Annotated in this window: 1 protein-coding gene; it reads right to left on the bottom strand. The window is 76.3% G+C overall.

The window, feature by feature from the left end; all coding sequences use genetic code 11:
* Window positions 1-16: 16 nt before the first annotated feature.
* A complete protein-coding gene (locus AC5R91_RS04655; protein ID WP_495395870.1) occupies window positions 17-14,878 on the bottom strand; it encodes a type I polyketide synthase in 14,862 nt (4,953 codons plus the stop codon).
* Window positions 14,879-15,242 lie beyond the last annotated feature (364 nt).

Genomic DNA, 15,242 nt, shown 5'->3' with positions numbered 1-15,242 from the left:
ACCCTCACCCTCCCGGTCAGCGGGATCTGTCGGCCCCGGGCGGCAGGCCCAGTTCGTTGTCGAGCACGTCGAAGAGTTCGTCGTCGCTGACCAGGGCCAGATCGGCCCGGTCGTCGAGGGGGTCGGCGTCCGGCTCGGGCCGCTCGCCGCGCCAGCGCGCCAGCAGCTCCGCCAGCCGGCGGCCCACCAGGGCCCGCTCGATCTCGTCGACCCCGCCAGCCCCGCCGCCCCTGCCGGCTCCGTTCGTTGCGCCGGCCCCGTTCGTTGCGCCGGCCCCGTTTGTTGTGCCGGCCCCGTTTGTTGTGCCGGCTCCGTTCGTTGCGCCGGCCCCGCTCGTCCCGGTGGCCCCGTGGGAAAGGCCGAGTGCGGCCTCGACGGCCGATTCGAGCCGCTCGACGGCGGCCAGCACCGACGCGCCGACGCCCACCTCCGCCGGCACGAGCAGGGAGGCGAGATGGTCGGCGATCGCGCCGGGGGTCGGATGGTCGAACACGAGCGTGCTGGACAGCCGCAGGCCGGCGTCACCGCCCAGCCGGTTGCGCAGCTCCACCGCGGTCAGCGAGTCGAACCCCAGGTCGAGCAGCCCGCGGTCGGCCTCGATGAGGGTGTCGGCCGCCGCCGCGTCGAAGCCCAGGACGGCGGCGATGTGCTCCCGCACGACGGCGAGCAGCAGGGCCGGCCGCTGGTCCGCGGGGGTGGTCGCCACCCGCGCGGGCAGCGGCCGGCCCGTCGTGGGCGGGGGAGCGCCACGCCGGACGGGGGCCAGCGCGGCCAGCAGCGGATGCGGCGACTCCGCCGCCGCCCGGACGGCCAGGTGCGCCGCCACGACCGCCGGCCGCCCGCTCGACATCGCGGCGTCGAACAGCGCCAGCGCCTGCTCGTCCGGCATCGGCACGAGTCCCGTCCGGGCCAGCCGGGCCTGGTCGGCGTCGGCGAGCGCGCCCGTCATCGCGCTCGTGCGCTGCCACAGGCCCCAGGCGATCGACGTGGCGGGCAGCCCCCGGGTGTGCCGATGGTGGGCGAGGGCGTCCAGGACGGCGTTCGCCGCCGCGTAGTTGGCCTGGCCCGCGCCGCCGAGGGTGCCGGCGACCGAGGAGAACAGCACGAATGCGGCCAGGTCCGCGCCGGCCGTCAGCTCGTGCAGGTGCCAGGCGGCGTCCGCCTTGGGGCGCAGCACCCGGTCGAGCCGGTCGTCGTCGAGCGAGCCGACGACGCCGTCGTCGAGCACGCCGGCGGTGTGCACCACGGCGGTCAGCGGGTGCGCCGCCGGGATGGCGGCCAGCAGCCGGGACAGCTCGTCGCGGTTCGCGGCGTCGCAGGCGGCGACGGTCACCTCGGCACCGAGTTCCGTCAGCTCCTCGACCAGCGCGGCGGCGCCGTCGGCGGTTGGGCCCCGCCGGGAGGTCACCAGCAGGTGCCGTGCGCCGTGGGTGGCCACGAGATGCCGGGCGACCAGCGCGCCGAGGGTCCCGGTGCCGCCGGTGACGAGGACGGTGCCGTCCCGGTCCAGCCGGCCGCCGTCGCCGTGCACGTCCTCGGCGGGCGGCGGGGCCGGGGCCAGTCGTTCCAGGCGTGGCACGTGGACCCGGCCGGCGCGGATCGCGAGCTGCGCCGGTCCGGGCGGCGTGGCCAGCGTGGCCAGCGCGGCCAGGGAGGCGGGTGCGTCGTCGACGTCGACGAGCACGAACCGGTCGGGCTCCTCGATCTGGGCGGCGCGCACGAGCCCCCACACCGCCGCCCCCGCGGGGTCGGGGCCGGTGCGGTCGGTGGGCAGTCCCACCGCGCCGCGGGTCAGGATCACCAGTCGGGTGGAGGCTGACGCCTCGCCGGCGAGCGGGTCGAGCCAGTCCCGCACGACGGTCAGCGCACGGCCCGCCGCCGCCCGGATCGCCCGCCCCGCGTCACCGGCCGCCGTGTCACCGGCCGCCGTGTCACCGGCCGCCGTGTCACCGGCCGCCGCGTCGCTGGCACTGACGCTGACCAGCGTCCAGGTGGGCGGTGGCGCACCGGCGGCGATGGCGGCACGCAGCGCCGCGGCGTCCGCGTACGACGCCAGGGACGCGCCGGGCCGGTCCGCCAGCGCCGCCACGACGGCGGGGTCGTGCTCGCCCACCAGGGCCCACGTCGGCGCCGCGGCCGGCGGGCTGCTGGGCGGCGCCGTCCAGCGCAGCTCGTACAGGGGCCGGCCGGCCAGGGACCGGCCTCGCCCGCCCGCCTCGGCCAGGCGGGCCGTCTCCACCCGGCGCAGGGCGAGTTCGCCGATCGTCACGGCCACCCGGCCCGCCGGATCGGTGGCGGTCAGCGTCACCGCGTCCGGACCGAGCACGCGGATCCGTACCCGCAGCTCGGTGGCGCCGGTCGCGGCCACGGCGACATCCCGCCAGGAGAACGGCAGCACGACCGTCTCCGTCCCGGGTTGCCCGGCGGCCACCTCCACCAGGCCCAGCGCCAGCGGGTGCAGCGCGGCGTCGAGCAGCGCGGGGTGCACGCCGAAGCGGGCGGCGTCGTCGGCCTGCTGGCCGGGCAGGCGCACCGTCGCGCAGACCTCGTCGCCGACCCGCCAGACCCCCTGTAGGCCCTGGAACGCCGGCCCGTACACATAGCCAGCGTCGGCCAGCCGGTCGTAGGCGTCATCCGACGCCACCGGCACCGCACCCGCGGGCGGCCAGCTCGCGTCCACCTCGGTCGGCTCCTCGGCGGGGGCCGCGGGAGCCGCCGTGCCGACCGCGTGGCGGGTCCAGGCGAGGCCGTCCTGCCCGTCCGCCGTCACGCTGGCGGGTGGCCCGGCGCCGGTGTCGGCGTCGCCCGTGACGTCGCCCGCCGGGTCCGACGGCGCGTGCGGAGACGGTCGGGAGTGCACCGAGACGGCGCGTCGGCCCTGCTCGTCGGGGGCGCCAAGCAGGACCTGCACCTCCACCCCGCCGGCCGCCGGCACAGCCAGGGGGGCCTGCAGGGTCAGCTCCACCAGGTGCGGGCAGCCGCCACGGGCGCCCGCCTGGGCGGCCAGCTCCACCAGCGCCGTACCCGGCAGCAGCGTGACGCCCGCGACCGCGTGGTCGGCCAGCCAGCCCTGGTCGCGGGCCGACAACCGGCCGGTCAGCAGCAGGCCGTGGCCGTCGGCCAGCGGCACCATTGCCGCCAGCAACGGATGCTCCGCGGCGCCGAGACCGGCGAAGGCGACGTCCGTCCCGCCCCGCGGTGCCTGCACCCAGTACCGCTGGCGCTGGAACGGGTAGGTCGGCAGACCCGGCACGTGGGCGTGGCGGCGGGGTCCGTCCTCGCCGTCGCCCACCCCGGCCGCCGGGTCCCAGGTGATGGTGGCGCCGCGAACATAGGCGTGAGCCAGCGCCGTCGTCAGGGTCTGCCGCTCGGGCTGGTCCGCCCGCAGGACGGGGACGAACAGTCGGGCATCCGGGTCGCCGTCCACGTCCCGGCCGACGTCCCGGCCGACGTCCCGGCGCGGCTCGCCGCCCGGCTCGCCGTTCGTCGCGGGGACGGACAGGCACTCCTCGCCCAGCGCGCAGAGCACGCCGGCCGGCCCCAGCTCGATGTACTCGGTGACGCCGAGGCCGTGGAGGCGGCGGATGCCGTCGTGGAATCGGACGGCGTGGCGGATGTGACGGGTCCAGTAGTCGGGGCTGGTGAGCTGATCGGGGGTGGCGAGGTCGCCGGTGAGGTTGGAAACGACGGGGATGGTCGGGGAGTGGTAGCGCAGGGTGGCGGCGACGGCGCGGAACGGGGCGAGAACGGCGTCCATGTGGTGGGAGTGGAAGGCGTGGCTGACGCGCAGGGAGGTGGTACGCCGGCCCTGGTCGCGCCAGCGGGTGACGAGGCGGTGGACGCCGTCGGGGTCGCCGGAGACGACGGTGGAGGTGGGGCTGTTGAGGGCGGCGATGGCGACGGCGTGCTCGTGCCCGGCGAGGGCGTCGGCGACCTCGCGTTCGGTGGCGGCGAGCGCGGCCATGGCGCCGCCGGCGGGCGCCGACTGCATGAGGCGGCCGCGGGTGGCGATGAGGACGGCGGCGTCCGGGAGGTCGAGGACGCCGGCCAGGTGAGCGGCGGTGATCTCGCCGAGGGAGTGGCCGATGAGGTAGTCGGGGTGCACGCCGCGGGACGCCAGGAGGCGGAAGATCGCGACCTCGAGGGCGAACAGCGCCGGCTGGGCGAACTCGGTCTGGTGCAGCAGCCGCCCCTCGTCGGAGTCCGCCGCGGCGAACGCGACGTCGGCCAGTGGGCGGTCGAGGTGCCGGTCGAGTTCCGCGCAGACCTCGTCGAACGCCGCGGCGAAGACCGGCTCGGTCCGATACAGCTCCCGGCCCGTCCCCGGCCGCTGGCTGCCCTGCCCGGTGAACAGGAACGCGGTGCGCCCCCGCGCCTGCGCCCGGCCCCGCACCACCCGCGGCGACGACTCCCCACGGGCCAGCGCCGCCAGCCCGGAGAGCGTCGCGTCCCGGGTCGCGCCCGTCACGACCGCGCGATGCTCGAACGTCGCCCGGCCGCCCACCAGGGCGGCGCTCACCGCGGCCAGCTCGACGGTCGGCTCGGCGGCCAGGAAGGCGTGCAGGCGCGCCGCCTGCTCCCGCAGTGCCGTCGCCGAGCGGGCGGTGATCGGCAGCGGCGCCGCCTCGGTGCCCGCCTCGATGCCCGTCTCGATGTCCGCCGCCTCGACGCCTGCCTCGGCGCCCGGCCCGCCGTCGGGGTCGTTGCTGTCGGGCTCGTTGCTGTCGGTGTTGTTGTGGTTTTGGTGGGGGGTGGGGGGTTGTTCGAGGATGAGGTGGGCGTTGGTGCCGCTGATGCCGAAGCTGCTGATGGCGGCGCGGTGGGGGGTGGTGGTCCAGGGTTGGGGGGTGGTGAGGAGGTGGAGGTGGGGGGTCCAGGTGATGTGGGGGGTGGGGGTGTGGGCGTGGAGGGTGGCGGGGAGGGTGTGGTGGTGCATGGCGGTGATCATTTTGATGATGCCGGCGATGCCGGCGGCGGCTTGGGTGTGGCCGATGTTGGATTTGATGGAGCCGAGGTGGAGGGGGTTGGTGGGGGTGTGGTGGGGGGCGTAGGTGTTGAGGAGGGCTTGGGCTTCGATGGGGTCGCCGAGGGTGGTGCCGGTGCCGTGGGCTTCGATGGCGTGGATCTGGTCGGGGGTGAGGTGGGCGTTGGCGAGTGCCTGTTGGATGACGCGTTGTTGGGATGGGCCGTTGGGGGCGGTGAGGCCGTTGGAGGCGCCGTCCTGGTTGACGGCGCTGCCGCGGATGAGGGCGAGGATGGGGTGGCCGTGGCGTTGGGCGTCGGTGAGGCGTTCGAGGGCGATGAGCCCGGCGCCCTCGGCCCACGCCGCGCCGTCCGCGCCCGCCCCGAACGACTTGCACCGCCCGTCGGGGGCCAGGCCGCGCTGCCGGCTGAACTCGACGAACACCGTCGGGGTGGCCATCACGGTCACGCCGCCGGCCAGGGCGAGGGTGCATTCGCCGCTGCGCAGGGCCTGGGCGGCGAGGTGGACGGCGACGAGCGAGGACGAGCAGGCGGTGTCGATCGTGACGGCCGGGCCCTCCAGCCCGAGGGTGTAGGAGATGCGCCCGGAGGCGACGCTCGGCGTGTTCCCGGTGAGCAGGTAGCCCTCGTAGGGGTTGGGTGTCCCGACCAGCCGGGTGCCGTAGTCGTCGTACATGACGCCGGCGAAGACGCCGGTGGGGGTGCCGCGTAGCGAGGTGGGGTCGATGCCGGTGCGTTCGAGGGTTTCCCAGGCGAGTTCGAGCAGGATGCGGTGTTGGGGGTCGATGGCGGCGGCTTCGCGGGGGGAGATGCCGAAGAACTCGGCGTCGAAGTCGGGGGCGTCGTGGAGGAAGCCGCCGTGGCGGGTGTAGCTGGTGCCGGGGTGGTCGGGGTCGGGGTGGTAGAGGGTGTCGAGGTTCCAGCCGCGGTCGGTGGGGAACTCGGTGATGGCGTCGACGCCGTTGGCGACGAGGTTCCACAGGTCCTCGGGTGAGTGGACGCCGCCGGGGAAGCGGCATCCCATGCCGACCACCGCGATCGGCTCGTCCGTGCCGGCGTCGACCTGTGCCCGCGCGGTGCGGCGGGGCTCGCTCGGCTGGCGTCCCGCCAGTTCGGCGTGCAGGAGCCGGACGACGGCGTCGGGCGTCGGATGGTCGAACACGAGGGTCGCGGGCAGCCGCAGACCCGTTGCGGCGTTCAGGGTGTTGCGGAACTCCACCGCGGTCAGCGAGTCGAAGCCGAGCTCCCGGAAGGCCCGATCGGCGACGACCGCGTCGGGGGTGGCATGGCCGAGGACGGCAGCGGCCCGCGTCCGGACGAGCTGCGCGACGGCCTCCTCCCGCTCGGCGGCGCCGAGTGCGCCCATCGCCTGGGCCCACGATCCCGCGCCCGGCCCGTCCGTCGCGCCGGCGCGGGCCGCCCGGCGCGGGGCGCGCACCAGATCGCGGAACAGCTCGGGCAGCGTGCCCTCGGCGGCGCGGTCGGACAGCGCCGCCCAGTCGATCCGGGCGGCCACCACCGTCGGCGCCGCGGCCCGCGCCCGGGCGCCGGCCAGGGCGGTGTCGAACAGCGCGAGTCCCCGTTCGGTGGACATGGTCGCGATGCCCGCCCGGGCCAGCCGGGCCACGTCGGCCCGGCCCATCCCACCGGTCATCTGCCCGCGTATCTCCCACAGTCCCCAGGCCACCGAGGTCGCGGGCAGGCCGAGCGCCGCCCGATGGCAGGCCAGCGCGTCGAGGTAGGCATTGGCCGCCGCGTAGTTGGACTGGCCGGGGTTGCCGATCGTGCCGACGACCGAGGAGAAGAGCACGAACGCGGCCAGGTCCGCTCCGCGGGTCAGCTCGTGCAGGGCCAGCGCGGCCTCGGCCTTGGGCCGCCACACCGTCGCGAGCCGCTGCGCCGTCAGCGAGTCGAGGACCCCGTCGTCCAGGACTCCCGCCGTGTGGATGACCGCGGTCAGCGGGTGCTCGGCGGGTACGGCCGCCAGCAGGCCGGCGAGCGATCCGCGATCGGCGACGTCGCACGCCGCGACCGTCACCGACGCGCCGAGCGCGCCCAGCTCCTCGACCAGGTCGGCGGCGCCCGCCGCGTCCGCGCCACGCCGGCTGGCCAGCAGCAGTTGACGCACCCCGTGCCCGGTCACCAGCCGGCGGGCGACCAGCGCGCCGAGGGCACCGGTACCACCGGTGATCAGGACGGTTCCCGCTGGGTCGAGCGTGCGTGCCCCGCCGTCGCCGTCGCCGGCCGGCGTGCCCGGCCGCGTCAGCCGGGGCACGTGGGCGCGGCCGGCGCGCAGGGCGAGCTGCGGCTGCCCGCCGCCCACCGCCGCCGGCAGCGCCAGCCGCGACGCCTCGTCGTCGTCGAGGTCGATCAGGATGATCCGGTCGGGGCTCTCCGCCTGCGCCGCGCGCCCCAGGCCCCACAGCGGCGCCTGGTCGAGCGCGGGCGCGGGGTCCGCCCCGAGCGCGACGCCGTGGCGGGTCAGCAGGACCAGGCGGGTGGCGGCGAGCCGATCGTCACCGAGCCAGCCCTGCACCGCGGCGAGCAGCCAGGCGGTGCGCCCGAGGGGCGTGCGATCCTCGGCGCCGTCCGGCGCCGTCCGCCTGCAGTCCAGCACGACCACGTCCGGTGCCTCGGCAGCGGCCAGGGCCGCCCGCAGCGCGTCCACGTCGGGGTACGCGACGGCGTCGACGGACGGCACGGCGCCGGCGAGATCGCCGATCACCGCCCAGTGCGGCCGGGCCGGCGGCTGTCCCTCGGGGGCCTGTGCGCTCGGCGCCAGTGCGGTCCAGTCCAGGGTCAGCAGGGCGTCGGCCGAGCGGCCGGCCGCGGACGCGAGCTGCTCGGGCGCCACCGGGCGCAGGCTCAGCGCCCCGACCGAGGCGACCGCCGCGCCGGTGCCGTCGGCCAGCGTGAGGGCGACCGTCGTCGTCCCGCCGCCGGTGAGCGGGCGGATGTGCACCCGAAGTTCGCTGGCCCCGGTGGCCTCGACGCGCACGTCTCGCCAGCTGAACGGTAGCTGCACCGCGCCGTCGCCGTCGCCGGGCCCGTTCGCCGCGGCGCCGAGCAGACCGACCACGGGATGCAGCGCGGCGTCGAGCAGCGCAGGGTGCAGGCCGAAGCCGGCGACGGCGCCGTCGGCCTGCTCCGGCAGGCGGACGTCGGCGAAGACGTCCGCACCGACGCGCCACGCCGCACGCAGGCCCCGAAACGCCGGGCCGTAGTCGTAGCCCCGATCGGCGAGGCTCTGGTAGAGCAGCGCGACATCCACGGCGGTCGCGCCCGGCGGCGGCCAGACGCCACAGAGATCCGGCGCCGCCTGCGTCGCGGTGTCGGGTGGCGTCGCGGTGTCGGGTGGTGTCGTGGCGTCGGGTGGTGTCGTGGCGTCGGGTGGTGTCGTGGCGTCGGTGGATGTCAGGGTGCCGCTGGCGTGGCGGGTCCAGACCGCGGCGCCCCCGCTCGGGTGCGTCCCGTCGGCGGGCGGGTCGTCCGGGCCCGAGTAGATCGTGACCGGACGCCCGCCGTCGTCGTCGGTGGGGCCGACCACCAGCTGCAGCCGCACGCCGTCGTGCTCGGGCAGGACCAGCGGGGCCTGCAGAGTGAGTTCGCCGATCTGGTCGCAGCCGACGGTCTCGCCCGCGCGCAGGGCCAGCTCCACCAGGGCCGTGCCGGGCAGGACGGTCGTGCCGAGGACTCCGTGGTCGGCGAGCCAGGGCTGGCGCTGCAGCGTCAGCCGGCCGGTGAGCAGCGACCCACCGCCGTCCGCGAGCGTGACCGCGGCGCCGAGCAGCGGATGCCTGGCCGGCGCGAGGCCGGCGGCGGTCACGTCACCGGCCTCGTCAGCCGGGTTGAGCCAGTAGCGCTGCCGTTCGAACGGGTAGGTGGGCAGCTCCACCGCGCGTTCGCGCGCGCCGGCGAGCACCGCGGGCCAGTCCACCGCGACGCCCTCGACGTGCGCCTCCGCGGCCGAGCGGAGGAACCGGTCCCAGCCCCCCTCGTCACGGCGCAGTGAACCGACCACGGTGACCGCTCGGGCGGCCCCGCCCGCCGCGCCGTCTGCCGCCGCCGTGCCCGCCGCGGTCTCGGCGGTCTGCTGCACCGCCGCCGTCAGCACCGGATGCGGGCTGGCCTCGACGAACACTCCGTAGCCGTCGGCGAGCAGCGTCCGGACGGCCGGGGCGAAGCGGACGGTCTCGCGCAGGTTGCGGTACCAGTAGTCGGCGTCGAGGCCGGTGGTGTCCACGGCCGTGCCGGTGACCGTCGAGTAGAACGCGATCTGCGAGGCACGCGGGGTGACGCCGGCCAGCGCGTCGAGCAACTCCGCGCGGACCGCCTCGACCTGCGGCGAGTGCGAGGCGTAGTCGACGGGCAGGCGCCGGGTCCGGACACCCTCGGCCTCGTACGCGGCGACCAGCGCGTCGAGGGCCGCGGGCTCGCCGGAGACCACCGTCGCGTCCGGGCCGTTGACCACGGCGACGCCGAGCCGGCCGGCCGAGCGAGCGAGGTCCGCCTCGACTCGCTGCGCCGACCGGGCGACGGACACCATCCCGCCGCGTCCGGCCAGCCGCCGGGCGATCATCCGGCTGCGCAGCGCCACGATCTTGGCTGCGTCGGCGAGGGACAGGGCGTCGGCGACGCAGGCGGCGGCGATCTCCCCCTGGGAGTGCCCGACGACCGCGTCCGGCCGCACGCCCACCGAGCGCCACACCTCGGCCAGCGACACCAGCACCGCGAACAGCGCGGGTTGGACGATGTCGACGCGGTCCAGCACGCCGCCGCCCGTCCCGTCTCCGCCGCCCGTCCCGTCTCCGGCGGCCAGCCCGTCTCGGCGGGCCAGCCCGCCGCTGAGGACCTCGAGGAGGGAGACGTCCAGATACGGCGCGAGCGCGGCGTCGCAGGCGGCCATCCGCTCGGCGAAGACCGGCGAGGTCGCCAGCAGCTCGGCGGCCATCCCCGGCCACTGCGAACCCTGCCCGGGGAAGACGAACACCGTCCGTCCCGGCGGGCGGGCCTGCCCGGTGACCAGGCCTGCGGCGGCCGAGCCGGCGGCGAGGGCCGCCAGGCCGCCGCGCAGCGTCGCGGCGTCGGCTCCGACGACGACCGCGCGATGCTCGAACGACGTCCTCGTGGTGACCAGCGCCCCACCGACCTGCGCCGGCTCGGCGGCGGGCTGCGCCGCCAGCGCGACGCCCAGCCGGCGGGCCTGCTCGCGCAGCGCGCCGGGGCTGCGGGCCGAGACCACCCAGGGCACGGCCGTCGCCGCGACCCCGTCGGGTTCGGCCCGGCCGGCGCCGTCGGCGTCGGGCGCCTCCTCGACGATCAGATGCGCGTTGGTACCGCTGATCCCGAACGAGGACACCCCCGCCCGCCGCGGGCTGGCCCCCCGCGGCCAGGGACGAGCGTCGGTGAGCAGCGCGACCTCGCCCCGCGACCAGTCGACGTGCGGCGTCGGCGCGTCGACGTGCAGGGTCCGTGGGAGCACCTCGTGGCGCAGCGCCATCACCATCTTGATGACGCCGCCGACGCCCGCCGCCGCCTGGGTGTGGCCGATGTTCGACTTCAACGATCCCAGCCACAGCGGTGCGCGGCGCGGGCCCCGCCCGTAGGCGGCGATGAGCGCCTCGGCCTCGATCGGATCTCCGAGGGTCGTGCCGGTTCCGTGCGCCTCCACCACGTCGACCTCACCGGGGGCGAGCCCCGCGGCGGCGAGCGCCCGGCGGACCACCCGCTCCTGCGACGGTCCGTTCGGCGCGGTCAGCCCGTTGCTGGCACCATCCTGGTTGATCGCCGAGCCCGGGATGAGCGCGAGCACCCGGTGACCGCGCCGGCGAGCCTCGGAGAGTCGTTCGAGCACGATCATGCCGACGCCCTCGGCCCACCCGGTGCCGTCGGCGGCGGCGGCGAACGGCTTGCACCGGCCGTCGGGCGCCAGCCCGCGCTGCCGGCTGAACTCCACCAGCATGCCCGGGGAGGCCATCACGGTCGCCCCGCCCGCCACGGCCAGTGAGCACTCGCCGGTCCGCAGCGCCTGCGCGGCCAGGTGGATGGCCACCAGCGACGACGAGCAGGCCGTGTCGATGGTCACCGCGGGCCCCTCCAGGCCCAGGACGTAGGCGACGCGTCCGGACGCGACGCTGGTCGTGCTGCCGGTCAGCAGATAGCCGTCGTAGCCCGCCGCCGGCTCGTGCAGCCGCGGGCCGTACTCCTGGGCGGTGGCGCCGACGAACACGCCGGTGTCCCCGCCGCGCAGCGAGGTCGGGTCGATGCCGGCGCGCTCGATCGCCTCCCACGCGGCCTCCAGCAGCAGCCGCTGCTGGGGGTCCATCGCGGCCGCCTCCCGGGGGGAGATGCCGAAGAACGCGGCGTCGAACTCGTCGGCCTCGGGCAGGAACCCGCCGGCGCGGGCGTAGGAGGTGCCGGGTTGCGAGCGGTCCGGGTCGTACAGGCGCTCCAGGTCCCAGCCGCGGTTGGCCGGCAGTCCGCCGATCGCGTCCGTGCCGTCCTCGACGAGCTGCCACAACAGTTCCGGTGAGTGCGCGCCACCGGGATAGCGGCAGGCCATGCCGACGATGGCGACAGGGTCGACGGCCGCGCCGGTGTTGGCCACCGGCCCCGGGACGCGGTGGTCCTCGGCCGACCCCAGCAGCTCGGCGTGCAGGTGCCGGGCGAGCGCCGTCGGGGTCGGATGGTTGTAGACCAGGGTGTTCGCCAGGGCCAGGCCGGTGACCGCGGCGAGTCGATCGCGCAGCTCCACCGCGGACAGCGAGTCGAGTCCGAGCTCCCGAAACGGCAGGGTGGGGTCGACGTCCTCGCCGCCGGCGTGGTCCAGCACCGTCGCCACCTCGCCCCGCACCAGCGCGAGCAGTTCCCGGTGCTGCTCGGCGGCGGGCCGGCCGGCGAGCCGGCCGGCCAGAACGCCGGACGTCCCCGGCGTCCCGTCGGTTCCGCCGGTGGTGCCGGTTCCGTGTGTTCCGTCGGTCCCGCCGGTCGTGCCGGCTCCGTGCGTTCCGTCGGTTCCATCGGTCGTGCCGGTTTGGTGCGCCCCGCCGGTTGCGTGCGTCCCGTCCGCGTCGGCTCTGCCGGCTCTGCCGGGTGTGTCGGGATGGCCGGCCGGGCCGTCGTCCGCGGACCGGTGACGCACGACGCGATCGATCCACAGTCGGCGTCGCTGGAAGGGATAGGTCGGCAGCGCGGTGCGCCGGGCCGCGAGCCCCGCGAAGGCCGCGGCGAGGTCCACGGCGGCCCCGGCGACGTGCGCGCGGGCCAGCGCGGTCAGCACGGTGATGGTCTCGTCGCGGTCGCGGCGCAGCACCGACACCGTGACGGGCCCGCCGGGGCCGGGGTCGCCGGTCGCGGGCCCGGCCGGCGGGGCGCCGCCGGACCCCGGGGTCTCGCCGTCGGCCGCGAGGGTCGCCCGCGCCATGGCGGCCAGCACGGCGTCGGGTCCGAGCTCGAGGTGGACCTCGACGCCGAGCCCCCGCAGGTGGCGGACGCCCTGGGCGAACCGGACGGCGCGCCTGATGTGTTCGGCCCAGTAGTCCGGCGACTGCAACTGCGCCGGCGTTGCCAGCTCACCGGTCACGTTCGACACGACGGCGACGGTGGGTGGATGGTAGGTCAGGCCGCCGGCGACCTGGCGGAACTCGGCCAGGACGGGCTCCATGAGCGGGGAGTGGAAGGCGTGGCTGACCCGCAGGCGGGTGGCCCGGCGTCCGCCGTCCTTCCACCGGGTGACCAGGGCCGTCACCGCCCCCTCCGCGCCGGACACGACGACCGCCCGCGGCCCGTTGACCGCGGCGACGTCCACCGGCTCGTCGGACTCGGCGAGCAGCGCCAGCACCTCGTCCTCGGTGGCCTCCAACGACGCCATCGCCCCCGGCGCGGTCACCGACTGCAGGAGCCTGCCCCGGGCGGTCACCAGCGTGGCGGCGTCGGCCAGCGAGAGCACGCCGGCGATGTGCGCGGCCGTCAGCTCGCCCACGGAATGCCCGATGAGCACGTCCGGGCGCAGACCGAAGGAGGCGACGAGCCGGTGCAGCGCGACGCCGAGGGCGAACAGCGCGGGCTGCGTGTAGACGGTCCGGTCGAGCAGCGCGGACTCGGGGGAGCCGGGCGCCGCGAACAGCAGGGCGCGCAGCGGCCGATCCAACCCGGCGTCCAGATGCTCGCAGACCTCGTCGATCGCGGCCCGGAAAACCGGGTACCTGGCGTACAGCTGCGCACCCGCGCCCGCGCGCTGGCTGCCCTGGCCGGGGAACAGCAGCGCGGTCCGGCCGTCGCCGGCACGGCCCTGGATCACCCCCGGCGCGCGGTCGCCGCGGGCGAGCGCGGTCAGGCCGGCCCCCAGCGCGGCGTCGTCGGCAGCGACGATCACCGCGCGGTGCTCGAAGTGGCTCCGGGTGGTCGCCAGGGACAGGCCCACGTCCACCCGTGCCGGCGCGCCCGGCGCGGCCAGCAGCGCGGCGAGCCCGTCCGCCTGCGCCCGCAGCGCGGTCGGAGTGCGCGCGGACACCAGGTACGGCAGCGGGGCGACGTGCTGCGGCGTGCCCTGGCCCTCGGGTGATCCCGGCGACGGGGGTGGTTCGGCGAGCACGAGGTGGCAGTTGGTGCCGCCCATGCCGAAGGAGCTGACCCCCGCGACGAGCGGGCGGTCCTCCCGCGGCCATGGGCCGAGCTCCGTGGCCACTCGCAGGCCAAGCTGCCCCAGCGGGATGTCGGGGTTCGGGGTCTGGAAGTTCAGGCTGGCCGGGACCCGCCGGCGGCTGATGCTCAGCGCGGCCTTGACGAAGCCGGTGATGCCGGCGGCTCCCTCCAGATGGCCGACGTTGGTCTTGACCGAGCCCACCAGCAGCGGCTCGTCGGACGGGCGCGCCGCGCCCAGGGCCGCGCCCAGGGCGGCCGCCTCGATCGGGTCCCCGACCGGAGTCCCGGTGCCGTGCAGCTCGATGTACTGGACGTCGCCGGGTGCCGTGCGGGCGTTGTCGTAGGCCAGCCGCAGCACGGCCGCCTGGGTCCGCCGGCCCGGGACGGTCAGGCCGGTGGTGGCCCCGTCGTTGTTGACCGCGCCGCCGCGCACGACGCAGTACACCCGGTCGCCGTCGGCCAGCGCCCGGGCCAGCGGCTTGAGCACGACGACGGCCCCGCCCTCGCCTCGGACGTAGCCGTTGGCGCGGGCGTCGAAGGTGAAGCAGCGCCCGTCCGGAGACAGGCCGCCGAAGCGGGCCGCGATGATGCTGCTCTCCGGCAGGAGGTTGAGGTTCACCCCGCCGGCCAGCGCCGTCGTCGACTCGCCGCGACGCAGGCTCTCGCAGGCCAGGTGCACGGCGACCAGCGACGACGACTGGGCGGCGTCGACGGCGATGCTCGGCCCGTGCAGGCCGAGGGTGTAGGAGACCCGGTTCGCCAGCACGGCCCGCTGCGTCCCCGCCAGGGTGTGCTGGGTGATCGCCCCCCGGCCGGACCGGTCGAGCAGCGTGGCGTAGTCGTTGGCCATGGCGCCGACGAACACGCCCGTGCGGGTGCCGGCCAGAGCGCGGGGAACGGAGCCCGCGTCCTCCAGGGCCTCCCAGGCCAGTTCGAGGATCAGACGCTGCTGCGGGTCCGTCGCCGCCGCCTCCCGGGGCGACAGGCCGAAGAAGGCCGCGTCGAAGTCGGCGACGGCGTCGAGGAACCCGCCGCGGCGCACCCGGTCGAACTCCGCCACCGCGTCAGGCCGTCCGGCGTCGGGGGGGTCGGCGTCCCATCGGTCGGCCGGCACGTCGGTGATGGCGTCGGCGCCGCGGGACAGCAGGTGCCAGAACGAGGAGATGTCCGGCGCCCCCGGCAGGCGGCAGGACATGCCGACGACCGCAATCGGCTCGTCGCCGTTCTCCGGACGGGCATGATCCGGCGTCACCGGCCACCGCCTTTCTTGATCGAACCGACGACGCGGATGCCCGTGCCCGGATGACGTGTGAGAGGAATTCTCTGGGGGTGCACGACCATGAACTCCCCGATTTGCGCGAGACCTTCCATCGTGCTTCGTCCTTCGCTGTGGCACTCGGTTCTGGACCCCGGTCGACGGCAGCTTTCAGGGGAATCTGCCGCCATTCATCGGCCCAGTCTGTGATGGCGCCCTGAAGGACGCCTAATACGGCCCTTGGCAACCCGGGTCGGCGTCCGGCCGGGAGTTCCTGATGTCTTTTTCTCGTGCAATTCCGAATTCCGTGCGTTAGCGTCGTAGGCGCGATCATCGGGTGGCCGGGCCGCCGGTTTGCGGC

This window comes from Frankia sp. BMG5.60 (assembly GCF_059428125.1).
The sequence above is the reverse complement of the archived record's forward strand: the minus strand, read 5'-3'. Positions and strand labels throughout refer to the sequence as shown.